The organism is Lacipirellula limnantheis (assembly GCF_007746075.1).
GTDB classification, from domain to species: domain Bacteria; phylum Planctomycetota; class Planctomycetia; order Pirellulales; family Lacipirellulaceae; genus Lacipirellula; species Lacipirellula limnantheis.
Map to the genome: position 1 here is coordinate 5,816,995 of NZ_CP036339.1, position 26,831 is coordinate 5,843,825.

A 26,831-nucleotide genomic window follows, 5' to 3' on the forward strand; every position below is an offset into this window, starting at 1 on the left:
TTTCGAGCGGTTGTTTTTCTTTGCAGAATTCGCCGTTGCTACAACCGGATGACGCCTTGGAGGTCCAAGAGTTCAGCGTCGGGTTCTTCCTTGCAGGTGCCCCGCGGGTCGGTGGGTCGCTACGCAATGAGTCCCTTCACCACCTGGCCGTGAACGTCGGTGAGCCGGAAGTCGCGGCCGGCGTGACGGTAGGTGAGGCGTTCGTGATTGAAGCCCAACAGGTGCAAGATCGTAGCGTGAAGATCGTGGATGTGGACGCGGTTCTCGACGGCCTTGAAGCCGAATTCGTCGGTGGCGCCGTAGACTTGGCCCCCCTTGACGCCGCCGCCGGCCAGCCAAGTGGTGAAGCCGTAGTGGTTGTGATCGCGGCCATTGATTTTGCCGGCGTTGGCGCCTTCCTTCGGCAACTCGACGGAAGGGGTGCGGCCGAATTCGCCCCCCCAGATGACGAGCGTTTCGTCAAGCAGACCGCGCTGCTTGAGGTCGACCAGCAGCGCGCCGATCGCCTGATCGCACTGGTTCGCGAGCTTGCGGTGGATCACTTCGAGGTCGTCATGGCTATCCCACGGTTGGCCCTCGCCATGCCACACCTGGACGAAGCGGACGCCGCGTTCGACGAGACGGCGGGCAATCAGGATCTGCCGGGCCTGCGTGCCAGGGCCGTACATGTCGCGAATATGTTGCGGCTCGCGGCTGACGTCGAACGCCTCGGCCGCCTCGGTCTGCATGCGGAACCCGAGTTCGAACGACTGGATCCGCGATTCCAACGCCGCATCGTCGTGGCGGGCCTGCTGGTGACGGAGATTGAGCTTGGCCAGCAAGTTGAGCTGTTCGCGCTGCCGGGGAACTTGAATCGCCTCGTTGCGAATGTTCTCGATCAGCTGCTCAATGGCCGTGTGCTGCGTGTCGAGATACGCCCCCTCGTAAGCCCCTGGAAGGAAGCCCGATTGCCAGTTCTGCGTCTCCTGAATTGGGTAGCCGTTGGGGCACATGGCGACGAACGCCGGCAGGTTCTGATTCTCTGAACCGAGGCCGTAGCAGACCCACGAACCGAGGCTGGGCCGAATCTGCCGAGCGTCGCCGCAGTTCATGAGCATCAGCGACGGTTCGTGATTCGGCACGTCGGCGTAGGTCGAGCGGATCACCGCGACGTCGTCGATCGATTCGGCGGTCTTCGCGAAGAGTTCGCTGACTTCAATGCCGCTTTGGCCGTACTTCTTGAACTTGAAGGGGGAAGGCAGTGCGGCGCCGGTCGGGCGCTCGGTGCGGAGATTCTCAGTCGGAAGATTCTTGCCCGCGTACTTGTGGAGCAGCGGCTTGGGGTCGAACGTGTCGATGTGCGAAGGGCCGCCGTTCATGAATAGATGAATGACGTGCTTTGCCTTCGCGGGAAAGTGGGCAACCTTCGGCAAGAGCGGATTTGAGATCTCGGCGGCGCTCGCCGAAATTTCCGAGGCCAGCATACTGCCAAGGCCAAGCGCGCCGAGGCCCATGCCGCAGCGCTGCAGCAACTCGCGGCGAGTCAGGGCGAGATGTTCGGGACGGGGATTATGGGGCATGGCAACTACTTTGCTTCAAACGAATACAGGATGATCTCACGCAAAGGCGCGAAGGCGCAAAGGAAATACGTTGACAGGCATTCTTCTTTGCGCCTTCGCGCCTTTGCGAGAAATATTCTTCAGCCGTGCTAATCAACAAACGCGAATTCGTTGCACATCAAGAGGACCTGTGCCAGTTGCGACCAGCGATCGAGCGGCGGGGTCGTCGCTGGGCGCGGGCCGTCGATGCCGTCGAGCGTGTTCCATGACTCCACCGTGCCGTCGTCGCGGGTGAGACGGAGGGTTGCCTTCCAGAGGAACGTGTCGCTCGTGTGTTCGCCGCCCGATTCGACGACGAGGTCGATCACGTCGCCGGCAGAAACGGGTATCCCGTCCACCACAGTTGAGCTAGCCCCATGAGCGACCGGCCACTCGCCGATCCGACCGCGGGCGGTCGAGACCGCCCGAGCGACGACGCCGTTCCCCTCGGCCGCTGGGTGGCGGAGCTCGCCTTCGATGCGCAGCGTACCGGCCGCAGGCGCCGTGAAGCGGCGGATGACGGCGTGGGCGGCGTCGCCGGGGTGGCCCCCTTGGATGTTCAGCATCGCCCAACCGAGTTCGGCGTCGGGAAATGTCTCGCCGCCGTTCCACGTGCCATCCCGGAAGTGCGGAAACTGATGGAAGTCGACGCGATCGCTCAACGGATCGAAAACGCCCCACCCAAACTGCCAACGCGGCTGTGCGGCAAGCTGCGCGGCTTGATCGGATTCCACTCCGGAGACGACGAACGTGGCGGCATCGGTCAATTCTTCAAGGCTTGGCTTCCGACCGAGCGCCAGCTGGTAAAGCTGCGATATGCGTTCATGATCGGCCAGCGGCGGGGCATTCTCGGCATGTGCCGCGCTCCGCTCGGCCAGCAACCGTGCCTGCTCCAGCGCGAACGGACTGTTGAGCATGAAGAGCGCCTGGTGCGGCGACGCCGTTTGCGGCCGCGACGCGGCCGGGGTGTTCGGGTTTGCAAAGTCGAAGGTGCGGAAGAACGCCGGCAGGTTCTGGCGTTCGACGAAACCATAGACCGCTCGCCGATTGGCGAACGGCGGCGTGGTCAACTGGACCGACGGGCCCCCCATGGTCATGTCGAGCCGACCCGCGGCGAGGAGCAGGCTGTCGCGCAACGCTTCGAGATCGAGCCGGCGACGATTCATGTGCGCCAGCAGCGCGTTGGTCGGATCGGCTTCATGGCAATCGTCGCGCGGCGCGCTCGATTGGCGATAGACGTTCGAGAGGACGATGCGGCGGATCAGCCGCTTGGTCGACCATTGCTCGTCCATGAAGGTGACCGCGAGCCAGTCGAGCAACTCGGGATGGGTCGGCGGCTCGCCCCGGACGCCGAAATCGCTGGGCGTCGTCACGATCCCGCGGCCGAAGAGCTTGCCCCAGACGCGATTGACCCAGACCCGCGCCGTGAGCGGGTTGTCGCGGCTGGCAATCGCCTGGGCGAGTTCCATCCGCCCGCTGCCGTTCTGGAAAGGTTGCGGTTCGCCCTCGGTAAGGCAAGAAAGGAAATGTCGCGTCACCTCCGGACCGTGAGCGCCGCCGTTGCCGCGAAGATAGACGTGCTGCACAACTGGCTGCGGCGAGTCGACCAGTAGCGGCGGCCCGTCGTCGCGGGGCGTTTCGGTGCAGCTGGCGAGAATCCCGTACAGCGAATAGTAGTCGGCCGTGGGAATCGCATCGTACTTGTGATCGTGGCACCGCGCGCAGGCGACCGTCAGGCCCATCAAGCCGCGCGTCATCAGATCGATGCGGTCGTCGTTGATCTCTTGCGGATTGTTGAGAAAGCGGCGGCCGAGCGTGAGAAACCCGCTGGCGGCGACGGCAGTTGCGTCGCCCGTCTGATCGGCGGCAATCTGGTTGACGACGAATTTGTCGAAGGGCATGTCGCCGTTGAACGCGGCGATCACCCAGTCCCGGTATTTGTATGCCGTCGGGTAGTTGCGATCTTCTTGAAAGACGTAACCCTTGGTGTCGGCGTAGCGGGCGACGTCGAGCCAATAGCGCCCCCATCGTTCGCCGAACTGCGGCGAGGCGAGCAGCCGATCGACCGCCTGCTCGTACTCCGCATCGCTGGCATGGGCGGCGAACTGTTCAAGCTCGGCCGCAGTCGGCGGCAGGCCGGTGAGGTCGCAGTGCAGACGGCGGAGCAGCGTCGCGGGATCGGCGGGGGCAGACGGCTTGAGGTTCGCGGCTTCGAGGCGCGCAAGGATGAACGCATCGACCACCGAACGCGGCCAGGCGCGATCGCTCACCGGCGGGGCGGCGACTCTCACCGGCTTCTGCAGCGCCCAGTGACTCTGCGGATCAGCAGCAGCCGGGACGGTCTCCGTCGCCGCGTCGCTTCGCGGATCGGGGGCCCCCATCGCTATCCACTGTTCAAAGTCGGCAATCACGTTGTCGGGTAGCTTGCCCGACGGAGGCATTTCGTAGGACTCATACTTCAGCGCGGAGATGAGTGTGCTGTCGGCGGGTTTGCCGGGCTCGATCACCGCCCCGGCAGCGCCGCCGCGGCGGAGCTGTTCGGCCGAGTCGAGGCGGAAGTCCCCCTTCGGCGCGCCCGCCGCTGCTGAGTGGCATGCGTAGCAGTGCTCGGCGAGAACAGGGCGGATGCGGGTTTCGAAGAACTCGACCGCGGCAGGCTCAAGCGGCGTTTCGTTCGCTCGCGCCGAGCCAATCGCCAACAGCGTCGGCAGGCACAGCGACAATAGCGAGAACGTCGAGATGGTCGCCGTCCGCTGCTCAGCGCGGCGGCTGCTCGAACGTCGCAATGCATCCCGCATAGCGATCGATGCCTCGTGGCCAGAAGACGAAAAACGCGCGCCCCGCGGGCACGGTTCATTCTATACCGGCGTGAGGTTTGTTGCAGCGGGACCGGAACGCCCTGTGCAACCTGGCGACGCCTGCGCAACCTGCTTCGGAGCCGGAGGTTAGAGCAAGAGCGTGCTATTCGCGATCTGGCGTTGTGGCGATTGCTCGCAACTTCTTGCTCATGGCTGCGGCCTGCTCTGGGTAATCGTCAATCAGGTTAGTCGACTCGTCACGATCACTTTGCAGGTTGTAGAGCGCGCCGTTCTTGTCGATCGGCGTGGGCGGGACGGGGTTGAGGCTGTCGCGCGTGGGGCCTAGTGCGACGAACTTCCAGTGAGCCGTCCGCAGGGCCTGCGGGCCGTGGCCCTCGTGGACAAGATGGGGTCGGCCGGTTTCATCTTTGCCGAGCAGCGCGTCAAGTTCGTCGCGACTATCCTGACAAGCGCCGGCCGGAATCTCGGCCCCCGCGAGCGCCGCTAGCGACGCCGCGAGATCGACTTGCCCGAACAGGGCGCCCGACTCCTCGTCAGGGGCGACTTTCTCCGGCCAGCGGACGATCAGCGGGACACGCGTCCCCCCTTCAAACGCCGAATACTTACCGGCGCGGAACGGACCATTCGGGTCATGCTTGCCGAGCAGTTCGTTCGCCTGGTCGTGATAGCCGTCGTCGAGCACCGGTCCATTGTCGGAGGTGAAGATCACCAGCGTCTTCTGCTCAAGGCCGTTCTTCTTGAGCGCATCGAGCACTTGGCCGACGGTCCAGTCGAGTTGCATGATCGCATCACCTCGCAGCCCGTGACCGCTCTTCCCGGCAAAGCGCGAGTGGGGGACGCGCGGCACATGAATGTCTTGCGTGGCGAAGAAGAGAAAAAATGGTCCGCCGCGATGCTCGTCGATGAACTTGACCCCTTGCGCGGCAAGCACATCGGCCATCTCTTCGTCGATCCAGCGTGCCTGTTGGCCCCCAGTCATCCAGCCGATGCGGGAGATGCCGTTGACGATCGATTGATCGTGCCCGTGCGACCAACGTTGCTTGAGCAGATCCAGCCGCTCGGCGCCCGAGGGCGACTTGTCGATCCGCTCGGCGTAGCTCACCTCGATCGGGTCGGCGGGATCGAGATCGACGACGCGGCCATCGGTCACATAGACGCACGGGACGCGGTCGCCCGTGGCGGCGATGATGAAGTGCTCGTCAAACCCAACGTCGGCAGGATTTGGTTTGATCGGTTCGTTCCAATTGACTTTGCCCTCCCCAAGGCCGAGATGCCATTTCCCGACGACGCCCGTCTTGTAGCCAACTTGCTGCAACAAGCTGGGAAGCGTCGGCGTACCGGGCTTGATGATCAGGTTGGCGTCCCCCGGTAGGATGCCTGTTCCCGGCTGTCGAAACGCGTATTGGCCCGTCAGCAAGGCGAACCGAGACGGCGTGCAGGTCGGCGCCGAGGCATGGGCGTCGGTGAAGCGGAGGCCCTGGCGTGCCAGCTTGTCGATGTTCGGCGTCGGGATCGCGCCGCCATTGCACGAGACGTCGCCATAGCCCAGATCGTCGGCGTAGATCAGGACGACGTTGGGGCGGGCTGGCTCCTGTGCACGCGCGACGGCCGCTCCCGCGACCAGCGTCGCCAGGGCGACAAGCCACGACGCCAACCTCGTCAGACCGTTCGCTTCGAACAGCTTGTCGAGCCCCGACGGTTCCTCAGCCAGCGGCAACGTGACGGTAAAGGTCGTGCCGCGATCGATAAAGCTCTTGCAGTGAATCTCGCCGCCGTGATTGTGGACGACCGATTGACAAATGCTGAGCCCCAAGCCGGTCCCGCCCACGCCCGGGCTCCGCGTCCGCGCCGACTCCGCGCGGAAAAAGCGTTGAAAGATATGCTGCTGCTCCTCGGCGGTCATCCCGGCGCCGGTGTCAATCACTTTCAGTCGTACAAACGGCTCGTCGACGATGACCTCGACCGTGACTTCGCCTCCCGACGGGGTGTACTTGACCGCATTGTCGAGCAGATTGTTCAGCACTTGCCGTAGGTGCACGCGGTGACCGGTGACGGCGGCGTCATCGACGCGGCCCGCGCGGAGCTTCACGCCGCGGGCCTCGGCGACGCCTGAAAACATGTCGACGCCTTTCATGACAAGGTCATTCAGGTCGACGCGCTCGAACTTGGCGGCGGGAAGTTCCGCTTCGGTTTCGGAAAGCAGCAATAGCTGGTTCACGAGCGTCTCCAAGGCGCCGCACTCTTCAATGACGTCGACCATCAGATCTTCGTATTCCGCGGACGACCGCTCGGCGTTCAGCGCGACTTCCACCGAACTGCGGATCGCAGCCAGCGGGGTCCGCAGCTCGTGCGCGGCGTTGGCCAGAAAGTCGCGCTTGACGTTGATATACGCGGCAATGCGATCGAGCAGCGAGTTAATCGTTTCGGCCAGCAAATCGAGCTCGTCCCCCGTTCCGCGAATCGATAGGCGTTCGTCCAAATGGCTCGGACGGAGCCGCGAAGCCGTGGTAATGATTTGGCCAATCGTCTCCGCGGCGCGAGACGCCAGCCAGTAGCCGCACAATGGCGCCGTCAGCAAGACGGCGCCGGCGGCCAGCAACACCCAACGATCAATCCGGGCCATATCCTCATTGATCTGACTAAGCGTCGCCCCCACGCGAATTAACTTCACGTCGTGGAACTTCGCGTCGACCTCGGACTGAACGATCCGATACCCCTCAAACGTCGTCGGCGTCCGATCTTTGGTAATGTTCGGCCGCGGCAGCTTGGGTCTCGCGTGCTCCGTCGCCCAGCGTTCTTCACCCTCGCCGTTGAGTAGTTTGACGTACCACCCGCGATGTTCGTGGCTGCTGGCCATGCGATTCAGGTTGAGCTGCAACTGCTTCTCCTGGTCCGCGGGCGTCGCTTCGATCATCGCGCGGACGTCCCGCGCGTCGTCGAGCAACACCTGATCGAGCTCGTGGATCAGCGCCCAGCTGACGCCTTGCCGCAGTCCAACGAGCGTCACCAGAGCGGTGAGGATCACGGCGCCGGCGTTCCACGCCGCGAGTCGAAACCGGAGCGTCCGCCAGATCGACGCCGAAGGCTGCTCGCGCTTGGTCAATGACATGGGCATAGGGCGTTGCGTTGCTCGAAGCGGACTCCTCGGAGCGAGGTTGCAGTGGGTCGTTTCAACTGACGCGGAGGACGTACCCGCGACCGCGGACGGTCTGGAGCAGGGGTTGATCGAAGTCGCGGTCGATCTTGCCGCGCAGGCGGGTGATGTGGACTTCGATGACGTTCGTCACGCCCTCCCAATCCGAATCCCACAAATGCTCGCTGAGCATTTTGCGCGTGAGGACCTGCCCCCCATTGCGCATCAGGAATTCCAGCAGACTGAACTCGGTCGGGGTCAGATCGATTTCTTGGGCGTCGCGAGTGACTCGGCGGGTGGCTAGATCGAGCGACAGCGGTCCGACGCAGAGATTCTGAGCGGTGAGATTGTGCGCGCGGCGCGAAATGGCCGTCAGACGAGCGAGCAGTTCCGGGAACGAGAAGGGCTTGATCAGATAATCGTCGGCGCCGGCATTCAGGCCGTCGACGCGTTCCTCGACGGAGCCGAGTGCGGTTAGAATGATGACCGGCGTCCGAATCCCCTGAGCGCGAATCGCGCGCAGCACCTCCAGCCCCGGACGGTCGGGCAGCATCAAATCGAGAACAATCGCGTCGCACTTCTGCGCAATGGCGACTTCCAGCCCCTTCGCGCCGTTGGCGACCAAGGTGCATCGGTGACCCGCGTCCTCCAGTCCCCGACGGATCGCTTTGCCCAGAATCTCGTCGTCTTCCACCACCAAAACTTCCATCGAGGGCGACTCCGGCGAATTGAGAGAATTTGGGGAATTCCGCTTTGAGCGACTAGGCGGATCGCACCGCGGCGCTGTCCTCCTGCATCATACCGCGGCGGCCTCCTGGAAGCTGTATTGGAAACGCCGGAAAGCTATATACCAGCGGCACTAACGGCCAACTGTCCGATTTGTAATTTCACCTCGCTGGTCACTGCCGATGGTGGAAAGTATACCAATGCTGTAGCGGCGATGACTTTGCCCGGTTGTCGGGCCGACTCTGGACGTTGAGGCAGGGCTCGAACGCGGACTTCCGCCGCCGGTTGGCCTCCTCCCACCGCCAACTTTCCTTCCGCCGAAGGTCGTCCCGCCGTGGCTGCCGCTCTTTCTGAAACACTCCCGTCGACTTCGTCGAAGGCTGACGATCTAGACCTCCTGCAACAGACCATTCAGCAGGCGGCCGGCCTGCTCCCGGCGCAGGCGCCGATCACCGTCTTTGTCTTCGACAACACGCTGCGGGCGTTGGAAGGGCTCCCCTTCCGCGAAGCGCTGGAAACGTCCGTCGATTTGTACAATTGCCAGCCGTATTGGCCGGAGGACAAGTATCGACAGGAGCTGACGCGCGGACGGATCAAGCTCGATATCCTCACCTCCGCCTTGGAGGAAGACCTCGGCGAGAACGCCGACGACCTGTTCGGGCTGCTGGGGACGCGTTTCCATTTGCGGCTGGCCATGCTGATCCACCCGCTGCGCACAGCGCCGCCCGACGAGCTCCGTTGGATCGTCGCCGAGAGCGACGCCCTCCGTACGTTCGGCAACGACGTTCCGCCGGAGACTCAAACCCGCTTGGTCGAGGAGACGCGGCGGTGGGTGATGAGAGAATATCATCCGGGCCGCAACGAGCGCCTGTCGCCCGACGCCGAACAGGCGCAATCGCTGATTGGCAGCGTGATCGCCGGATTCAGCAATGAGAGCCTGGAGCGGTGGACCGACGAGCAGTGGGAGGAGTTTACCCTCAAGCTGTTGTGGAAGATTTGCGGCGCCGGCGTCCAGGATTGTCGCCCCAAGGCGGACGCCAAGCCAAAACGGCAACACCATCGCGACGTGATCCTCGACGCCACTGGGGTCGACGTCAATGAGCTGATCAACGATGTCCTAATCCGCTTTACCTCGGCGTTTCTCGATCAGGGATACTCGCAGTGGCGGCTGCCGCACCGCGACGAAGGCTATTACCGCTCGTTTATCGAGCTATTTGCGCAGCCTGGCGGCATTTCATCCCATTGGATGAAGGGGTTGAAGCAGGAGCTCGCACGGCTCGACTCGCAACAGATCTCGCCGCTCGAGTCGATCGCGGAATCGCTCCGGCTGCTCGGGGTCGAGGCCAACGAGCGGCGCGATTTCATCACGCGCTCGCTGCTCCTCTTGGGGGGCTGGGCGGGAATGATCTGGCAACTCGAAACGAACATCGAGTGGGCCGTCTGGCGCGCTCCGCCAGGCAGCTTGTTCGGATACCTCGCGATTCGATTGCTGTTGTTGCGCATCGCCGTGCAGAATGTCGCCCGCGAAGAGTTAGGTTATCACGGTCCCATTGCGTCGCTGCGGTCGGCGCTGCTTGCGCGAACCGCTCGGCCGACGGACGGGAGCCTGCAGCGGGCGTTCAAGATGTTTCAGCTGGCCCAGGCGCTCGGCTGGAAGCCTGAATACTTGTTCCATTTGCCGGCGGAGAATTGGCGGCAGGTCCTCGACGAGGTCGACGCGTTCTCGGAGCTCGATCGACGCCGACTGTTTCAGACCGCGTACGAGCGCAGCTACCGCAACGATATTCTCGACGCCGTGGCCGGACACCGCGGTGAGGCGCAAGTGGCCGCGTCCGTGCGCAAGACGACGACGCCCGTCTTTCAGGTCGTTACCTGCATCGACGACCGCGAAGAGTCGTTTCGCCGCCATCTTGAGGAAACGGAGCCCCGCTGCGAGACGTTTGCGCTGGCCGGCTTCTTCGGCATCGCCATGTACTATCGCGGCTTGGCCCACGCCCATTGGCAGCCGTTGTGCCCCGTCATCATCAAGCCAAAACATTACGTCGAGGAGCGCCCGTCGTTTAGCTTTCAGCAGCTCAGCGATCGGCGGGCCAAAACGCGCAAGATGATTGGCGCCGCCAGCCACCGCGTCCATCGCGGCAGCCGCTCGCTGCTGGGGGGCGCCGTGACCGCTCTGTTTGGCTCGCTGGCGTCGGTCCCCTTGGTGACGCGGATTCTGTTTCCGCGACCAACGGCCGAACTGCGCAAAGTGTTCGACCGCTTCGTCGATCCGCCCCCGATGACGCAGCTGATCTTGGAGCGCACCGAACAAGAGCCGGGCCCCGATGGCGGCCACGTGGGCTACTCAGTCCCCGAAATGGCCGACGTTATTGAGCGTTCGCTCCGCGATATCGGCCTGACGGCTAACTTCTCGCGGATGGTGATGATCTGCGGGCACGGCTCGTCGAGTCTCAACAATCCACACGAAAGCGCCTACAACTGCGGCGCCTGCAGCGGCGGACGCGGCGGGCCAAACGCCCGCGCGTTCGCACAGATGGCGAACGACCCGCGGGTACGGCGGATTTTGGCGGAGCGAGGGCTCGACATTCCGACGACCACCTATTTTCTCGGGGGCTATCACAACACGTGCACCGACGACGTCGAATATTTTGACCTCGATCGGATGCCGCCAACCTTTGAGAACGACTTCAATCATTTGCGCCGCACGATGCACGAAGCGCGGCAGCGGAACGCCCACGAGCGCTGCCGGCGCTTCCAGTTGGTCAGGCTCGACCTGACGACCGAGGCGGCGCTGCGCGAGGTCGAAGGCCGGGCCGAAGATTTGTCGCAAGCTCGTCCGGAGTACGATCACGCCACCAACGCCATTTGCATCGTCGGCCGGCGCGACCTGACCCGCGGGCTGTTCCTCGATCGGAGATCGCTGCTTGCCTCCTACGATCCGACGCAGGACGACGAGAATTCCACGATTCTGATTCGAATCCTGCAAGCGGCGATTCCGGTCTGCGCGGGCATCAGCCTGCAGTACTACTTCTCGACCGTCGACACCAACGGGCTCGGCTGCGGCTCGAAGCTGCCCCACAACATCACCTCGCTGCTGGGCGTCATGGAAGGCGCGGCGAGCGACCTGCGACCAGGCCTGTCGCAGCAGAAAATCGAGATTCACGAACCGATGCGGATCCTCTTCATCATTGAGGCCCCGCCGGAGTCGATGGAACGAGTGATGAAGGCCAATCCTTACATCGCTCAGCTCTGCAAAAACGAGTGGGTGCAATTGGCCACCGTCACGCCCGACAGCGGCGAGGTCCATATCTTCACTCCCACGGGATTCGTCCCGTACCGTCCCGGCGTCGATCCGCTCCCGAAGGCGCCGACGAGCGTCGATTGGTATCGCGGGTGGCGCGACAATCTCGGGTGCGCCGAGATCACCGGCGGCGAAGGGTCCGCAGGGCAGCTGGCGGCGCGGTCCATTCCGGGAGACCGACAATGACCATCGACCAGACCTTTTCGATCTTAGGGACCTTGGTGGTTGCCTGCCCGTTGCTGCTACTGGCCATGCTAGGCCTGCCGTCGATGTTCCACCGGCCGATGAGCGAACGGGCCATCAGTCGCGCCACCGAAGCAATGGTGGTGATCGGGCTGATGTCGGCCATCGCCATTCTGGCCTTGATGCTCGGCACCGGCGAACGGCAGGTGGAACTTTCGCTCGGGAAGTTTTTAGATCTGCCGCACGAGCATTACCACTTCACGTTCAAGTTCGTCTTCGATCGGCTCAGCGTGCCGTTCGTCATCCTGACGTTTGTCTTGTGCGGTACGACCGGAGCCTTCACGACGAAGTACCTCCACCGCGACGAAGGCTATCGCCGGTTCTTCATTTGCTATGCCCTGTTCCTGCTCGGCATGGTGGTGACGTCGCTGGCCGCGACGATCGAGACGCTGTTCACCGGCTGGGAACTTGTCGGTCTATCGTCGGCGCTGTTGGTCGCGTTTTTTCATGAGCGCAAGGCGCCGGTGTGGAACGGCCTGCGGGTCTGGACGGTCTATCGCGTCGCCGATGCGGCGTTTTTGGTGGCCGTCGTGGCGCTCCATCATCTGACGGGCGCCGGCGACTTCGTCGCCCTGATGGGCAATGGCGAATGGCCCGCCGGCGTCGCTCAGCTGACGCCCAACCAGGCGTTGTTTGTGGGTTTGCTGCTGCTGACTGCCGCGGCGGGAAAGAGCGCACTGATCCCGTTCTCCGGTTGGCTCCCGCGCGCCATGGAAGGCCCGACCCCGTCGAGCGCCGTGTTTTACGGAGCGCTGTCGGTTCACTTGGGAGCGTTCCTACTGCTGCGCGTCAGCCCCCTGCTCGAGGCCTCGACGCTGCTCTGCGCCGCGGTCGTCACCCTCGGCCTCTCGACCTCCGTTTTTGCCGCGCTGGCGACGCGCGTGCAGTCCGACGTCAAGAGTGCGCTGGCGTTCGCCTCGCTCACGCAAGTCGGGATCATCGTGGCGGAAATCGGCCTCGGCTTCCGCTACCTCGCGCTGGTCCACATCATCGGACACGCCTGCCTCAGAACCCTGCAGTTGCTGCGCGCCCCCTCGCTGCTGCACGACTACCACGCCATGGAGAACGCCATCGGCGGCCACCTAGCGAACGACAACGAATTCTGGCAACGCAACGTTTCTGAAAGAATCCGTTCGCGGGCGTATCGGATGGCGCTGGAGCGCGGCTTCCTCGACATCGTGCTTGGCGACTTTATCGTTCGTCCTGTGCTCCGCTGCTTTCGCTGGTGCGACCGGATGGAACGGCGCTGGACCGATTTTCTCGCCGGGGCGCCCGCCGTGGCCGACGACATGAAACATGGCGGCGACGTCGCCGACGAGTTGCAATGAACGAACTACATCTTCCCTGGCTCGAACTGGCGATCGCGGCGCCGCTGCTCGGCGCGCTGTGGGTGTCGCGCGCCATCGATCCCGAAACAGGGCAACGCCGCAGCTTAGCCGTCTGCAGCCTGACGTTGATGCTGGTGCTCTGCGCCTGGATCGACCTCGGTTACATCCACGCCGTGATTGCTCACGATCGTTGGTCGCTCTGTCAAACTTGCATCGGGTTCGATCCGTTCGTCATTGACGATATCAACGCCCCGCTGCTGCCGATGGCCGCCCTGCTCTACTTCGTGACGGCGCTAGCGACGTTGCGGACCAAGGTGCGGCGGTTCTCCTTCTCGATGATGCTGGTGAGCGAGGCGATCCTGCTCGCCACGCTCAGTTGCAATGTCCCCTGGGGAATTATCACCCTGTTGACAATCGGCGTGTTGCCGCCGCTGTGGGAAATCCGCGCCCGCCGCGGTTCGACGCGGGTCTTCAGCATCCACATGGCGCTTTTCGTGGTGATGCTGGTGGTCGGCTGGTGGATGGTCGAGCACACGCCGGCCGGGAAGCCGCCGTCGACGATCGCCCTGGCGATGCTGGTCGGAGCCGTCTTGCTCCGCAGCGGGATCGTGCCCCTTCACTGCTGGATGACCGATCTCTTCGAACGGGCCTCGTTCGGCACCGCCCTGCTGTTCGTCACGCCGATGGTCGGCGTCTACGCCGCCGTGCGGCTGCTGATGCCGATCGCCCCCGACTGGGCGCTGCGCAGCTTGGCGTTCATCTCGCTGTTCACGGCGGTCTACGCGGCCGGCATGGCGCTGGTGCAACGCGACGCCCGGCGGTTCTTCTGCTATCTGCTGCTTAGCCATTCCTCGCTCGTGCTCGTGGGACTCGAGATGGCCACGCCGCTCGGCCTTACCGGCGCGCTTTGCCTCTGGATCTCCGTCGGGCTGTCGCTCACAGGCTTTGGCCTGGTCCTACGGTCGGTCGAAGCCCGCGTCGGTACGATTTCGCTCGATCAGTTCCACGGTCTGTACGAGCATACGCCGACGCTCGCCGCGTTCTTCCTCCTCACCGGGCTGGCGAGCATCGGCTTCCCGGGCACGATTGGCTTCGTTGGTTCGGAACTGCTGTTCGAAAGCGCCGTCGACATTTATCCCTTCGTGGGGCTCGCCGTGGCGCTGGCCGCGGCGCTCAACGGCGTGGCGATCCTGCAGGCCTACTTCCGCGTCTTTACCGGGCAACGGTTCTCGGCGCTCATTTCACTCCGCAGCCGCCTGCCCGAACGGCTGGCGGTACTGGTCCTCGCCCTGTTGATTCTCGGCGGCGGCCTGTTCCCGCAGCCGGGCCTGGCGTCGCGCTACCACGCGGCAATGGAACTGATCAAAATTCGCCGCACGCTCGCCGGGCAGGCCGAGGAGTTCGAAGCGCGCGAGCGGCCGGTTTGGTTCGACGAAACCGCCCAGCGCGAACCCGAGCTGGAACTGATCGACCCGGCGATCGAGGTCGACGCCCAATCTGAACCCCAACCCGCTGGAGCGACTCCGCTCGACGGCGATCCGTCTGCCGAGCATACGACGTTCCGATTGCCAAACGTTTAATTCTGGAGCATGTCCGTTTATGTCTGACGCGGTTCGAAAGGGCGAGGTCACGCAGGGCGATCTCGACGGGTTCAAGAAGTTATCCGCCCCCGTTGCCGCGAACCGCACCAACGGTTCCGCTCCAGGTCAGTCCGAGCGTTCTTGGACGCACGACTTGCGCGCTTCGATCGTCGTGTTTTTCGTGGCGTTGCCGCTCTGCATGGGGGTGGCGTTGGCCTCGGGAGCGCCGGTCGCGGCGGGGCTGATCACCGGCATCGTCGGAGGCATTTTGGCGGGATCGCTCGCGGGCTGTCCGCTCCAGGTGAGCGGCCCCGCCGCCGGGCTCACGGTAATCGTTTACGAAATCATCCAGCGCTTGGGGCTAGAACTCCTGGGCCTCACGGTCATCATTGCCGGCATTCTTCAGATCACGGCGGGTGCGCTGCGATTGGGACCATGGTTTCGCGCCATCTCACCCGCGGTAGTTCACGGCATGCTTGCCGGCATCGGCGTGCTGATCTTCGCCAGCCAGTTCCACGTCATGGTCGACGACAAGCCGCGCGGCACTGGCTTGGAGAATCTCGCCGCGATTCCGGCCGCAATCCAAAAGATCATTAGCGTGCCGCAATTCGCGAGCGAGCCCGAGAACGATTTTCGTCGCAGTGCAATGCGGGAGTTGTCTAATCTGCAACGTGACCAAGCCGCCCTGCGCAATCAAATCGTCAAGCTAGTTCCCTACGTCGATCCAATAGGGACGACGCCGTCGCTCAACGAAGTGATCGAGCCGAGATTGCACGACTTGGCGGCATCGCAGGCGCAGATTTCCTTGGAGCTTGACCGCATTAGCAGCGAACTGACGAACGTAGAGATGGAATCCAAGGGCGCCGTCGATCTCGCCCTCGAAAAAGAGGCCCTAACGGAAGCATTAGACGGCAGTCGCCGCGCCGAAGCGGCGCTTCGCTCAGGGATAGCGGTTGACGCCGTGAAGGCGCAGGGGGAAGCCGTCGCGACGATTGGCCTCGCTTGCTCGCGGCTGAAGAACCCGTCGCTGGCAGCGTGGCTGGGCATCATCACGATTGCCGTTCTGTTGCTGTGGCTTAAGTTCGTGCCGACGAAACTTCGCCTCGTGCCGGCGCCATTAGTCGCCATCGTCGTGGCGACGGCGCTGGCTGCCTGCTTCGCACTCCCCGTGCTCTACGTCGAGATCCCGGAGAGCCTGATTGACGAAGTCCGCTTGCCGACGTGGGAATTGCTGCGAAACGCCCCCTGGATCCAGTTGGCCCAAAACGGCTTACTGATCGCCATCGTCGCTAGCGCCGAAACGCTCCTCTGCGCCACCGCCGTCGACCAAATGCAAAAGGGGAATCGCACCAACTACGATCGTGAACTGGCCGCGCAAGGCGTCGGCAACGCGGTCTGCGGACTCCTCGGCGCATTGCCCATGACTGGCGTCATCGTGCGTAGCTCAGCAAACGTTCAGGCAGGGGGCAAAACGCGGCTTTCGTCGATTCTACACGGAGTCTGGCTGCTCGTATTCGTCGTCTCCCTGGCTGGGTTGCTACAGATGATACCTACCGCAAGCCTCGCCGCCGTGCTTGTCTACACCGGCTATAAACTGGTCAATATCCGCGAAATAAAAGCGTTGCTGGAGTTCGGTTGGGGCGAAGTCGCCATCTACGCGGCCACGCTAATCACGATTGTCGCGACCGACCTGCTCAGCGGCGTTATCGTCGGCATCGCCCTCGCGGCGGGAAAGTTGCTCTACAAATTTTCTCACCTTATTGTACGCTTAACGCACGACCGACGCCAAAACCGCTATATGCTGAACTTGACGGGCGCCGCCACGTTCGTTCGCTTACCGAAGTTGGCGGCGGCGCTGGAGAGGATCCCCAGCGACGCGGAACTCCACGTCGATCTCGATCATCTGACCTACGTCGACCACGCCTGCCTCGATCTTCTCTCCAGGTGGGTAGAGCAGCACGAAGCCGCTGGCGGGCGCCTTGTGATCGAATGGGAAACGCTGCAAGGAAGCCTCCGAAGGCAGCCGATGGAACTGCCGGAAATCGAGGAAGGACACGAAGTGGTTTAGCGGCCAGTCGCCGGCGCGAGTCATTCCGACGAACGACCTATTGCCAACTTCAAGTTCGCCGGCGAGACCAAGCCGACGAAATTAAGAAAAGCCGCTTCGCAAACTGTGCGGGGCGTCGCCGATGCCGCGATCCGCTTCGCAGAAGCTACGGCCTGCAATCCGTCATCTGAGTCGTAGACGCCTCCCGCAAAGCAGAGGTTCTTCTCCTGCAAAGTCGACCGGGCGCCGAAGGCCTGCTAGGCCCTTAGTTCGCTGTTTCTTTCTGGCGTCCGAGGTGTCCAGTGCCGATGTTGACAATGTCGCCCCAGAGACCCTCGTGCCCCCGGGCCGCGTTGACTTTTCCTTAGCCGCGAACTAGAAGTAACTGCGGCCGCCGATGGGTTTGGCAGGCAGTATCTTGGGCCTCCGCCCGACTCTCGCGCCATGAATCGCACGTTGCTCACCGCCGCTTACGACGCCAGCCAATGGTGGAGTCGGTGCGCGCTGCAATCGCTGCTGCTAGCATTCGCTCTGGTGGCGTGCGGTTCGATTCCCAGCACCGCGCTGGCGCCATCGGAAGTTGAATCGGAAGTCCCGGAGGAGGCGACCGCGGCCTCGACTTCCATCGCCGACCTGCGACGCGGCCTCCGTCACGCCGCGCTCCGTCCGCCGGTGAAGTGCGGGGCTGTTTTAGCCCATGTCCCTTGGTCACCGGCCTTGGCGGCTCCCTACATTGGCGCGACTCCTCATCTCTCGGCGGGTTTGGCGATTCCGCTGCGTTGCTAGGGGACGTCGCCTACGGCGCAACTCCTTATGCACCGCGAGGTCGCTCGACGCACTCAGCGGCATTTGCCAGCGATTTTCTATCCCCCGTCGAATTGCGATTGCCTAATCGAGCGCGAGCGAGTCTCGCGCCATCCGTCGATTCCGGCGTTTCGCTTCGACGATCATGCTGCAGCCGATCGCCTGGTTGCGCCATCCACCGATCAATGATTCGGAATCTCCTGCCATGCAAAAACTAGTCGACGGCGTTCATCGTTTTCAGCAAGACGTCTTCGCCAGCCACGAACGCTTTTTCAAGCGGCTCGTCGAGGGGCAAAGCCCGCTGGCGCTGTTCATCACTTGTTCGGATTCGCGCATCGATCCGAACATGATCACCCAAACCGAGCCGGGCGAGCTCTTCATTCTCCGCAACGCCGGCAACATCGTCCCGACTTACGCCATTAGCAATAGTGGCGAGGCGGCCACGATTGAATACGCCGTCTCCGTCCTCGGCGTGCAAGATGTGATCATCTGCGGCCACTCGCACTGCGGAGCCATGGGCGCCTTGTTGGAACCGCAGCAGGTCGCCGACTTGCCGTCCGTGCGCAGCTGGCTGGGCCACGCCGAGGCCACCTCCCGCATTATCCGCGAGAACTACGGCCACATCACCGAACCACAGGCGCGGCTCACCGCCACAGTCGAAGAAAACGTCCTGGTCCAGCTCGAGAACTTGCGGACCCACCCCAGCGTCTTGGCGGCGATGGGCCGCAAAGAACTGCGGCTCCACGGCTGGGTCTACAAGTTCGAGACTGGCCAAGTGTTCGCCTTCAATCCACAGCACGGCCAGTTTGAGTCGGTCGGCGAAGGGTTTGAACCCCATCCGGTGATGCCCCACTTGCGGGTGATTTGATCGGCGACTTCTGCGATGTACTCACCGTAGGCGTGAAGACGACGGCCCATAAATATCGCAACTCACCATCGATGAACCGATGATCGCAACGCGCCCTCAGCCAAGACCCGGCGACCCGGCCTGTCCTTCCACTAATCGGAGAACAGCCGAAAGCCGCGTGTGCGATGCAGATCCGTAGAGCCAGTTGCCGCTCTCCGGCATCAGGGCGGCGCAGCCGCTAGCGTCATCATCAAGAGTTGGCCCGCCTCGCAAAAATGCCTCCCGCGGCTCCGTCGCGCTGGTAGGCAAGCACGCCAACCAGAGCCGCCCACGGACTCCTTCTGTCTTCTTATGACAATTGTGTTGAAATTGGCCACCCAAGCCGCTAACGTGAACACCAGTGCATCTATCGATCGCGTGCCCGCGTGCCACGCTTTAAGCCGGGACCTCTCATGCTGCGCAGTCAAAAAGCCGATCGCTGCAATGCCGCCGGCAACTGTGCGCGCCCTTCCGCCGCAGCCTCTGCATCGACACCCACGACACTCCTGCCGCCCCTTCACTGTCGCTCGACAATCTGGCGACAACCCCAACTGCCGTATAGCAGAGAACTTACGATTTGTGTCGCCAAAAAACGCGTTTCGCGACAGAAGTCAGGCGGCGACAAAATTCCCCAGACGCCATCCCGTGTTAGCCGCGACGCAACGCGGAGCGCGTTGCTTCGCGACACGCCCAACTCTTTCCCCGCCAACGCCTTCCGCCACCCCATCGCCATTCTGTCGCCCAGACGTCGATCGGCGTCAAAATTCCCCACGCGATATAATTCACTTCACCCGCGGGCGTCACTTCTCCTCCGCTCGCACCGCTTCCTCGACATCGGCCGTCCGCGGAATCCCCTGCTGCACGCGGGCATGCTCGGTCACATGCACCGCCTGCTTGTTCGGCTCCAGCGGAGCGTGCTCGATTCGCGCTTGCACCTGCGTCATCTCGGCCCCGAAGAGGAGGATCAGACACGAGTAGTAAACCCACAGAATGACGATGACTAGCGACCCGGCGGCGCCGTAACTGGAACCGAGCGAGCTGTGCCCCAGATAAAGCCCAAACAGCGACTTGCCAATGACGAACAGCCCCGCCGTGACGAACGCGCCCAGCCACACATGCCGCCACGCGACGCGCACGTCGGGCAGCACCCGGTAAATCAACGCAAACAAGACGGTAATCAATCCCAAGGAAAGGAGCGACTCCAGAAACTGCACGCCGACGACGTACGACGACGCCGACCGCACGGCAGCCGTCGTGACGGCACTGGTCACCAGCGAGATCAGCATCAAGAACCAAATGACCAGCACCATCGCGAAGGCGAAGAACCGATCGATGATCATTTGCACGATCCCTAGGCCCGGCTTCGGTTGAACTTCCCAAATCGTGTTGAGCGAGTCCTTCAGTTCGGTGAAGACGCCCGTTGCGGCGAAGATCATCGTGGCCACGCCGAGTCCGGTCGCCAGCGGCGTCGCGGCCCGCGGCTGGGCATTGGCGATCAGCGTTTCGATCGCCGCCGCGCCGTCGTTTCCCACCAGGAACGCGGCCTGAGCCAGGATCTCGCGCAGCGCTACTTCGGTCCCAAAGCTCCGCTCGGCGACTTTGAACGCAATGACCACGATCGGCGTCAGGGAGAACACGGCATAAAAGGCGATCGCCGCCGCCATGCGCGGGACTTTGTCTTCGTTCCACTCGAAGAACGCCCCGCGCAGCACCCGCGGAAGCTGGCGTAACGGCCGTGAGAGGAAAATCGTCGATGCCATAGCAAACCGCCTGAGGCCGTAGAGAATGACCAGGCATTGCTGAGGCAAACGTCGTGCCGCGAGAGTCAGCGACGAAGGGCGAAAGTCTCGCGAAGAACCGGCGCCCTTGGCGTTTACGGCACAATGCGGCAGACGAAGCGCCCGGCGATCTCGAACGAATTGCCCACCTGGCGGACGCGCGTGGTCTGCAACAGTACGGGCAGCAGATTAACGCCCGCGTAGGTGAAATCGATCGCCAGATAAGGTTGCGGAATTCGCCGCGTGTGAAACAGCGCCGCCCCGCCGCCCGAAACATTCAGCGTCAGCACGCGCTCCGCCGGAGCGGCGATGCGGAAGTCGCCGCTCAACGGCACGACCGTCACCGGCGCTGCCACGGTGTGGCGCTACTGGCTGCGGGTGTCGGTGCCCATGAACTTGCGATTGGCGAAGCACTCCACCAGTCGAATCGTATCCCGGCGGCTCACCGTCTGGGCAGCCGAAGCGAGGTGGAAGTTCAGCTCCTTCATCACGTCATGATAGGATATCGGCTTGGCCACCCCGCGAACCAGCTTCCCGTCCTGCTCTTGCGGCCGGGCAAAGAAGACCGATCCGCAGCGCCGACAGAGCCAGGCGCTCGCCGGCGAGGAAGGGTTCGGACGACGCAACAACACGGGCGTGCTGCAACTGCCGCAACGCTCGATCGCGTCGTCCAACTCGCAGACGGCCGCCGATGCGTAGACATCGTCTTCGTCGATGACTGAATCCTCAACCATCGCTAGCAGCCTACGGGTGCGGCGTCACAGATCTCGGTTAGGTGCGAAGTTCCGCCGGGAATAATAGTAAGTCTAGGTCACAATTCGACCGCTTTGGGTCGCTAAGGGCGAAAACGACGTGTATCCCCACATCCAGCGAGCCTCCACGGGCTGGTTAGAGCGGCCGCGCTAACCGTCGTATTGCCTGGGAAATGATCGTGCTGGCGGGAACGATCGTACCGGTTTGGTGAACTTTCGCAACGGCCGCCGGGAGCGTTCGCTGCTAGAATGAGGCGGCGTTGCGCGACCTCGTTTTTCACCCGGGCCAATGCCCGTCTCGCTTCGACGTCCCGCTTCGACGCCTTCTCTGAACGACATGCCGCACCGCTTTGAAAACCCCGTCGCCGCATTGGTTTTCGCGTTCGCCGCGGCCTTCGGCGCGGCGACTTGTTGGCCGGCAATGGTTTGCTGCGCGGCCGATACGACTGATGCTCCCGCCCCCACGGAGGCGGTCGACTTCGTCGCCGATGTGCAGCCCATCTTCATACGCGCCTGCTCCCGCTGCCACGGCCCCGAGAAGCAGCGGAGCGGCTATCGTCTTGACGTTCGCGACGGGGCCCTCCGCGGCGGCGAGCTTTACGCGCCCAACATAATCCCCGGCGACGCCTCCGCCAGTCGCCTCGTTGAGTTCATCTCCGCGGGCGGCGAGTTGGAAATGCCGCCCGAGGGGCCGCCGCTTTCTCCCGCGGAAATCGAGACGATCCGCGCCTGGATCGATCAAGGCGCCCAGTGGCCCGACGCGGTTGCCGGCCAGGCAGTCGATAAAGCCGAATGGTGGGCCTGGCAGCCGCTCGCCCGACCCGCGGCCCCGGAAGTTCGGCCGTCTGAGAGCGGACCCGCGCGCGTCGCCAATCCGATTGATCAGTTCGTCGTCGCGAAACTGCACGACAACGGCTTGGTCCAAGCGCCGCGCGCCGATCGTCGGGTCCTGATCCGCAGACTCTCGTTCGACCTGATCGGCTTGCCGCCGACGCCCGAGGAGATCGACGCCTTTGTTGCAGACGACGATCCGCTCGCGTATGAACGGCTGGTCGACCGACTGCTGGCGTCGCCGCGCTATGGCGAGCGCTGGGCAAGGCATTGGATGGACGCGGCTCATTTTGCCGAGACGCACGGACACGACCAGGACCGAATTCGCGAGCATGCGTGGCGCTACCGCGACTACCTGATTGAGTCGTTCAACGCCGACAAATCGTTCCGGCAGTTCATCCAAGAGCAAGTTGCCGGAGACGCGCTGTTTCCTGACGATCCGCAGGCGACCATCGCGCTGGGCTTTCTCGCCGCGGGCCCCTGGGACGAGAGCTCGCTCCGCGACATTCAGGACGATACGGTCGACCGGCAAATCGCCCGCTATCTCGATCGGGACGACATGCTCTCGACCGTCATGAACAACGTCGTCAGCCTGACCGTACAGTGCGCCCGCTGCCACGATCATAAGTTCGACCCCATCTCTCAGCAGGAGTACTATCAGCTGCAGGCGGTGTTCGCCGGCGTTGACCGCGCGAACCGTACGGTCGACGTCTCTACGGAGGTTGGGCGCAAGCGGCGCGAATTGCTCGCGCGGAAGCATGCCCTGGAGAATGGCACCGACGAGGAGCGATTGAGCGACTCAGAAGCGCATCGCCGCGAGGCTCTCGAGCAGACAACGTGCGAGTTGGCGGCATTGCCGGCGCCGCTGTTAACGTACGCCGCCGCCAGCCAGTTCGAGCCAGACGGCGGGTTGAAGCCGCCCCCCGGCCCGCGACCGATTCACTTGCTGCAGCGGGGCGAAATCGGAAAGCCGTTGCAGCTCGTTCCGCCTGGCGCACTCAGTTGCATCGCCGCGCTTCGTTCACAGTTTGACGTTCCTGAGGGAAGCGACGAGTCCGCGCGGCGCGCCGCCCTGGCGTTGTGGCTGACCGACGCGCGCAATCCGCTCACTTGGCGTTCGATCGTCAATCGAGTGTGGCATCACCACGTTGGGGCGGGGATCGTCACGACGCTCAACGACTTCGGCCACATGGGCGCCGCGCCGTCGCACCCAGAGCTACTGGATTGGCTCGCCGCCGAATTTCGGGACGGCAATCAATCGCTCAAGGACCTCCATCGCTTGATCGTGACCAGCGAAACGTACCGCCAGACTTCGCGGATCGCCGCCATCGATTCGACGGTCGCGACGCACGCAGCTTCTGCCGACGTCGGCAATCGGCTTCTCTGGCGGATGAATCGCACCCGACTTGACGCCGAGTGCGTCCACGACGCGATCCTTGCCTCGACCGGTCGACTCGACTTGCGCATGGGGGGCCCGTCCGATCGACAGTTCGCGCTCACTCCAGGCCACCACGTGACTCCCATCATCGATTACCGAGATTTCGACGTGGACAGCGACGCCGCACGACGCCGCAGCGTTTATCGGTTCCTGTTCCGCACGCTTCCCGACCCGTTCCAAGATGCGCTCGATTGCCCGTCGGGCGATCAGATCACGCCTGTGCGAGGCAATTCAGTGACGGTGCAGCAGGCGCTGGCGCTGTGGAACAACGCCTTCGTCTTGCGGCAGGCGGAACTTCTGGCAATGCGCCTGGCGAACGAAGCCGGCACGACCGCTGAGCAGATCGAACTCGCCGTCGAACTGACGCTGGGCCGTGCCGCCGCAGACGAACGCCGGAGCTTGACTGAGTACGCCGAAGAGCATGGCATGGCCAACGCATGTCGACTCCTACTGAACGCCAATGAGTTCGTCTTCGTCGACTGAACGTGATTCAACTTGAAATGACGGTGTCATGACCACTCGCCGCGAATTTCTACAGTCTCTCGGGGGCGGTTTCGGCGCGGTCGCCCTCGCCGATTTGCTGGCGCACGGGGATTCCGCGACGACGCCGACGACGTTAGGACTCTACGGCGGCCGGCACCATCCGGCGCGCGTACGACGCGTCATTCAACTGTTTATGAACGGCGGAGCAAGTCAGGTCGATCTCTTCGATCACAAGCCGCTGTTGCAGAAGTTGCACGGTCAGGCGTTCGATCCCGGCGCCGGCATCCGCGTTGAAGCCGCCACAAGCGCTCCCGGCAACGTGTTGAAGCCGCCCGTTCGATTGCGGCAGCGTGGGCAGTCGGGACGCTGGGTGAGCGACCTGCTGCCACAACTGGCCAAGTGCGTCGACGATCTGGCGTTCTTCATGGCGATGCAGAGCCGCACCAACGTCCATGGCCCCGGCAGCTACCTGATGAACACGGGGTTTCTGCTGCCAGGGTTTCCTGCGTTGGGTTCGTGGGTGAGTTACGCATTAGGAACGCTTGCCGATAACTTGCCGACGTTCGTCGTGCTGCCCGACGCGCGCGGCCTGCCGTACAACCAGAAAGGGAACTTCAGCGCCGGTTTCCTGCCGGTGCAACACCAAGGGACGACGGTGAACATGGCGGCCGCCGAACCGATGGCCCATCTGGCTCCTCCGGCGAGCGCGACATTCGCCACTCCGCAAGCCGAGCGGGACGGCCTGGAACTACTGAAACAGTTGAACCAGCGACACGTGGAATCGGTGGGCGGCGACGACAGACTCGAGGCGCGCATCGCCGCTTACGAATTGGCGGCGAAGATGCAATTGAGTGCGCCGGAAGTGTTTGACCTCAGCCGGGAATCGGCGGGGATGCATGCGCGCTATGGACTTGATCACGACGTCACGCGCGACTTCGGCCGACGGTGTCTGGTCGCTCGGCGGATGATTGAGCGCGGCGTCCGCTTCGTGCAAGTATGGAGCGGCGCGGGCGGCCCGACGAACAACTGGGACAACCACGCCAACATCGAAACGGAACTGCCGCCGATGTGCGCCGCCACGGACCAGCCGGTCGCAGGGCTGCTCGTCGACCTTAAACAGCGCGGCTTGCTTGACGATACGCTCGTGCTATGGAACACCGAATTCGGGCGGATGCCCTTCTCGCAGGGGGGCGCTGGCCGCGACCACAATGGCGGCGTCTTCGCCGGCTGGATGTGCGGCGCCGGCGTGAAACCAGGCGTCGCCTACGGCGAAAGCGATCCGTGGAGTTGGAAAGCGGCGAATGACGTGACGACGACCTACGACTTCCACGCGACGGTGTTGCACCTGCTGGGCATCGACCACGAACGACTTACCGTTCGCAACAATGGCGCTAATCGCCGCCTGACCGACGTGCACGGGCGCGTGGTGCGCGAAGTGCTGGCGTGAACGACTGAACAACTTGGTTGGGGCGACTCGCTGGAAAGTCGAGCGATTCAATCGGGCAGCGGTTTTCCCTTCGTTTCCGGCCCCAGCCAGATCAGGGCCACGCCGAACAAATAGATGCCGGCCAGCGCCGCCCCGGCGCGGGGAAAAGCCTCGACCTCGATGCGACTCGAATCAGCAATGCCCCGCGCGAAGTAGGCGATCAGCACGGCCGTTTGCAGGGAACCAACGGCGGACAAAACGCGGCCAAAGTTGTAGGCGAAGCCCTGGCTGGTGGCGCGGATGCTCGTCGGAAAAAGTTCTGGTAGATAGAGCGGAAACCAACCGTAAAACGCGGCAGTGACGCCCCCGGCCACAAAGACCGAAGCGAGCAGTTTGGGACCGTAGGCATCGTTTGCCAAATACATGTAGACGAGCGACAGGAACGAGCCGATGCAGAGAATCACATAGGTCGGACGGCGACCAATCGCCCCGCCCGCCAGTGCGGCGAGTATCGTGCCGATGATTGCACCAAGTGACGAAGCGATTTGCGTGTACTCTTTGGCGTGATACGGACCGTCGGCGGCAGGAAGGAGGGACGCCAGCGAGATCGCCCACTTGGGAGCCCATTGGAACGAGCCCCACGTTCCCAGCAGCGGAATGCCGGCGAGGCAGGCGCCGAGCATCATCCGCTTCAAGTAGCGGCTGCGGTCGGCCGCAGTGAGGTGACCGGCGGCCGTAGCTCTGCCGAGATAGCGAAAGACGGGATACATATAGCCGAGCAGAGCCACCGCGAAACCAACGGCCGTGCCCAGCAATCGCGCGGCACGAAGCCAGGACAATGCGGGCGAGTCGATCGAGTAGGAAGACGTCAATTGATCGAAGGCGGGCGACCAGAGCGCTACCATTGCCGAGGCGCCAATCGCTCCGACGACGACGCCCAACAGGTCCTGCGTCGCCCAATACGAGGTCTCCTGGTCGCTGTTGGCCGCTTCCCACTTTTGCGATTCGGGGACGAAGAGCCGAATGAAGAAGACCAACAGCGCCGGCAGCGCGCCGGCGATCATCAGCAAGCGCCAGCCGTCGCCGCGGAGCAGGGTTTCGACGGTAGTTTCGGGGATGCCAATCGCGCTGAGAAACTCGCCGAAGCCTTGGATGAAATTCACCAGGACGAGGCTGAGGAGGCCGACGGCGAGAAAGCCCACGTTGGCCGCCGCACCGATCAGTCCCGCGAGGAACGCGCGTGAACGATTAGGCCATATTTCGGTGACCAGCGCGACGCCGAGCGACCATTCTCCGCCCATGCCGAGCGAGGCGATGAAACGCAAGGCCGCGATATGCCATGCTTGCGTCGCCAAGCCACAGAGCCCGGTGAAGATGGCGTAGGTGAGAATGCTGAGCGACATCGCACGGACGCGCCCGATGCGATCGCCGAGCCAGCCGAAAACGACCCCTCCCGTCGCGGCGCCGATGAGGAACGTGGCCATGATGACGCCGAACCATTGGTCCTTTGCCGTGGAGTTCGTCGCCAGTTCGTCGGTAAGCAGCTCCTTGAGGGCATTTGGTCCCACCAGCGGGAACATTCCAATCTCGAAGCCGTCGAACATCCAGCCAAGCAGCGCAGCCAGCAGGGCCATCCACTTGCCTTTTTCGCTGACCGTCGCACTAAGGCTCATGGCATC

General features: G+C 63.3%; 16 protein-coding genes. 8 read left to right on the top strand and 8 right to left on the bottom strand.

Going from position 1 to position 26,831, the window contains the following annotated elements; all coding sequences use genetic code 11:
• Positions 1 to 119: 119 nt before the first annotated feature.
• The 4 genes from I41_RS22650 to I41_RS22665 all read right to left on the bottom strand — a co-directional run bounded on the left by I41_RS22650 (position 120) and on the right by I41_RS22665 (position 8,238).
• Complete coding sequence (locus I41_RS22650) at positions 120 to 1,559, bottom strand: DUF1501 domain-containing protein (RefSeq protein WP_145435214.1); 1,440 nt, start codon at positions 1,557 to 1,559, stop codon at positions 120 to 122.
• 128 nt (positions 1,560 to 1,687) lie between these two features.
• A complete protein-coding gene (locus I41_RS22655) occupies positions 1,688 to 4,375 on the bottom strand; it encodes a PSD1 and planctomycete cytochrome C domain-containing protein (protein ID WP_145435215.1) in 2,688 nt (895 codons plus the stop codon).
• Positions 4,376 to 4,538: 163 nt separating this feature from the next.
• Positions 4,539 to 7,505 (bottom strand): sulfatase-like hydrolase/transferase, encoded by a 2,967-nt coding sequence (locus tag I41_RS22660; RefSeq protein ID WP_168207098.1) that lies wholly within the window; start codon positions 7,503 to 7,505, stop codon positions 4,539 to 4,541.
• 61 nt (positions 7,506 to 7,566) lie between these two features.
• Positions 7,567 to 8,238 carry a response regulator transcription factor gene (locus I41_RS22665; protein WP_145435217.1) on the bottom strand — a complete coding sequence of 224 codons (672 nt, stop codon included), beginning with the start codon at positions 8,236 to 8,238 and terminating at the stop codon, positions 7,567 to 7,569.
• A gap of 351 nt (positions 8,239 to 8,589) precedes the next feature.
• Between I41_RS22665 and I41_RS22670 the strand changes: the two genes are divergently transcribed.
• The 6 genes from I41_RS22670 (at position 8,590) to I41_RS22695 (ending at position 18,426) form a co-directional block, all read left to right on the top strand.
• Complete coding sequence (locus I41_RS22670) at positions 8,590 to 11,742, top strand: DUF2309 domain-containing protein (protein WP_145435218.1); 3,153 nt, start codon at positions 8,590 to 8,592, stop codon at positions 11,740 to 11,742.
• The gene (locus I41_RS22675; RefSeq protein ID WP_145435219.1) at positions 11,739 to 13,127 is read left to right on the top strand and encodes a proton-conducting transporter transmembrane domain-containing protein; all 1,389 of its coding nucleotides are present in this window, start codon (positions 11,739 to 11,741) and stop codon (positions 13,125 to 13,127) included. The genes I41_RS22670 and I41_RS22675 overlap by 4 nt, the downstream gene beginning before the upstream one ends.
• Complete coding sequence (locus I41_RS22680; RefSeq protein ID WP_145435220.1) at positions 13,124 to 14,707, top strand: proton-conducting transporter transmembrane domain-containing protein; 1,584 nt, start codon at positions 13,124 to 13,126, stop codon at positions 14,705 to 14,707. The genes I41_RS22675 and I41_RS22680 overlap by 4 nt, the downstream gene beginning before the upstream one ends.
• Positions 14,708 to 14,726: 19 nt before the next feature.
• A complete protein-coding gene (locus tag I41_RS22685; protein ID WP_145435221.1) occupies positions 14,727 to 16,775 on the top strand; it encodes a SulP family inorganic anion transporter in 2,049 nt (682 codons plus the stop codon).
• Between the two features lie 423 nt (positions 16,776 to 17,198).
• On the top strand, positions 17,199 to 17,540 hold the full coding sequence (locus I41_RS22690) for a hypothetical protein (protein ID WP_145435222.1): 342 nt from the start codon (positions 17,199 to 17,201) through the stop codon (positions 17,538 to 17,540).
• A 223-nt stretch (positions 17,541 to 17,763) separates the two neighbouring features.
• The gene (locus tag I41_RS22695; RefSeq protein WP_145435223.1) at positions 17,764 to 18,426 is read left to right on the top strand and encodes a carbonic anhydrase; all 663 of its coding nucleotides are present in this window, start codon (positions 17,764 to 17,766) and stop codon (positions 18,424 to 18,426) included.
• An 818-nt stretch (positions 18,427 to 19,244) separates the two neighbouring features.
• On the opposite strand, the gene I41_RS22700 is transcribed toward I41_RS22695, so the two are convergent.
• From I41_RS22700 to I41_RS22710, 3 genes are all read right to left on the bottom strand, one after another.
• The gene (locus I41_RS22700; protein WP_145435224.1) at positions 19,245 to 20,204 is read right to left on the bottom strand and encodes a YihY/virulence factor BrkB family protein; all 960 of its coding nucleotides are present in this window, start codon (positions 20,202 to 20,204) and stop codon (positions 19,245 to 19,247) included.
• A 113-nt stretch (positions 20,205 to 20,317) separates the two neighbouring features.
• Positions 20,318 to 20,578: a hypothetical protein gene (locus I41_RS22705; protein WP_145435225.1), complete on the bottom strand. Its 261-nt coding sequence runs from the start codon at positions 20,576 to 20,578 to the stop codon at positions 20,318 to 20,320.
• A gap of 9 nt (positions 20,579 to 20,587) precedes the next feature.
• Complete coding sequence (locus I41_RS22710) at positions 20,588 to 20,956, bottom strand: hypothetical protein (protein WP_145435226.1); 369 nt, start codon at positions 20,954 to 20,956, stop codon at positions 20,588 to 20,590.
• Positions 20,957 to 21,311: 355 nt separating this feature from the next.
• Between I41_RS22710 and I41_RS22715 the strand changes: the two genes are divergently transcribed.
• Together I41_RS22715 and I41_RS22720 are read left to right on the top strand one after the other, a co-directional pair.
• On the top strand, positions 21,312 to 23,726 hold the full coding sequence (locus I41_RS22715) for a PSD1 and planctomycete cytochrome C domain-containing protein (protein WP_168207099.1): 2,415 nt from the start codon (positions 21,312 to 21,314) through the stop codon (positions 23,724 to 23,726).
• A 28-nt stretch (positions 23,727 to 23,754) separates the two neighbouring features.
• Positions 23,755 to 25,173 (top strand): DUF1501 domain-containing protein, encoded by a 1,419-nt coding sequence (locus I41_RS22720; protein WP_145435228.1) that lies wholly within the window; start codon positions 23,755 to 23,757, stop codon positions 25,171 to 25,173.
• Between the two features lie 47 nt (positions 25,174 to 25,220).
• Here the strand turns inward: I41_RS22720 and I41_RS22725 are convergent, their stop codons facing one another.
• Positions 25,221 to 26,825 carry an MFS transporter gene (locus I41_RS22725; protein ID WP_145435229.1) on the bottom strand — a complete coding sequence of 535 codons (1,605 nt, stop codon included), beginning with the start codon at positions 26,823 to 26,825 and terminating at the stop codon, positions 25,221 to 25,223.
• Positions 26,826 to 26,831: the final 6 nt, after the last annotated feature.

Bases quoted from the DNA above. Each gene is read 5' to 3' on its own strand.
- I41_RS22660 (WP_168207098.1), bottom strand. From the start codon at position 7,505: ATGTCATTGACCAAGCGCGAGCAGCCTTCGGCGTCGATCTGGCGGACG.
- I41_RS22725 (WP_145435229.1), bottom strand. From the start codon at position 26,825: ATGAGCCTTAGTGCGACGGTCAGCGAAAAAGGCAAGTGGATGGCCCTG.
- I41_RS22715 (WP_168207099.1), top strand. From the start codon at position 21,312: ATGCCGCACCGCTTTGAAAACCCCGTCGCCGCATTGGTTTTCGCGTTC.
- I41_RS22700 (WP_145435224.1), bottom strand. From the start codon at position 20,204: ATGGCATCGACGATTTTCCTCTCACGGCCGTTACGCCAGCTTCCGCGG.
- I41_RS22690 (WP_145435222.1), top strand. From the start codon at position 17,199: ATGAATCGCACGTTGCTCACCGCCGCTTACGACGCCAGCCAATGGTGG.
- I41_RS22675 (WP_145435219.1), top strand. From the start codon at position 11,739: ATGACCATCGACCAGACCTTTTCGATCTTAGGGACCTTGGTGGTTGCC.
- I41_RS22680 (WP_145435220.1), top strand. From the start codon at position 13,124: ATGAACGAACTACATCTTCCCTGGCTCGAACTGGCGATCGCGGCGCCG.
- I41_RS22710 (WP_145435226.1), bottom strand. From the start codon at position 20,956: ATGGTTGAGGATTCAGTCATCGACGAAGACGATGTCTACGCATCGGCG.
- I41_RS22720 (WP_145435228.1), top strand. From the start codon at position 23,755: ATGACCACTCGCCGCGAATTTCTACAGTCTCTCGGGGGCGGTTTCGGC.
- I41_RS22655 (WP_145435215.1), bottom strand. From the start codon at position 4,375: ATGCGGGATGCATTGCGACGTTCGAGCAGCCGCCGCGCTGAGCAGCGG.
- I41_RS22650 (WP_145435214.1), bottom strand. From the start codon at position 1,559: ATGCCCCATAATCCCCGTCCCGAACATCTCGCCCTGACTCGCCGCGAG.
- I41_RS22695 (WP_145435223.1), top strand. From the start codon at position 17,764: ATGCAAAAACTAGTCGACGGCGTTCATCGTTTTCAGCAAGACGTCTTC.
- I41_RS22685 (WP_145435221.1), top strand. From the start codon at position 14,727: ATGTCTGACGCGGTTCGAAAGGGCGAGGTCACGCAGGGCGATCTCGAC.
- I41_RS22665 (WP_145435217.1), bottom strand. From the start codon at position 8,238: ATGGAAGTTTTGGTGGTGGAAGACGACGAGATTCTGGGCAAAGCGATC.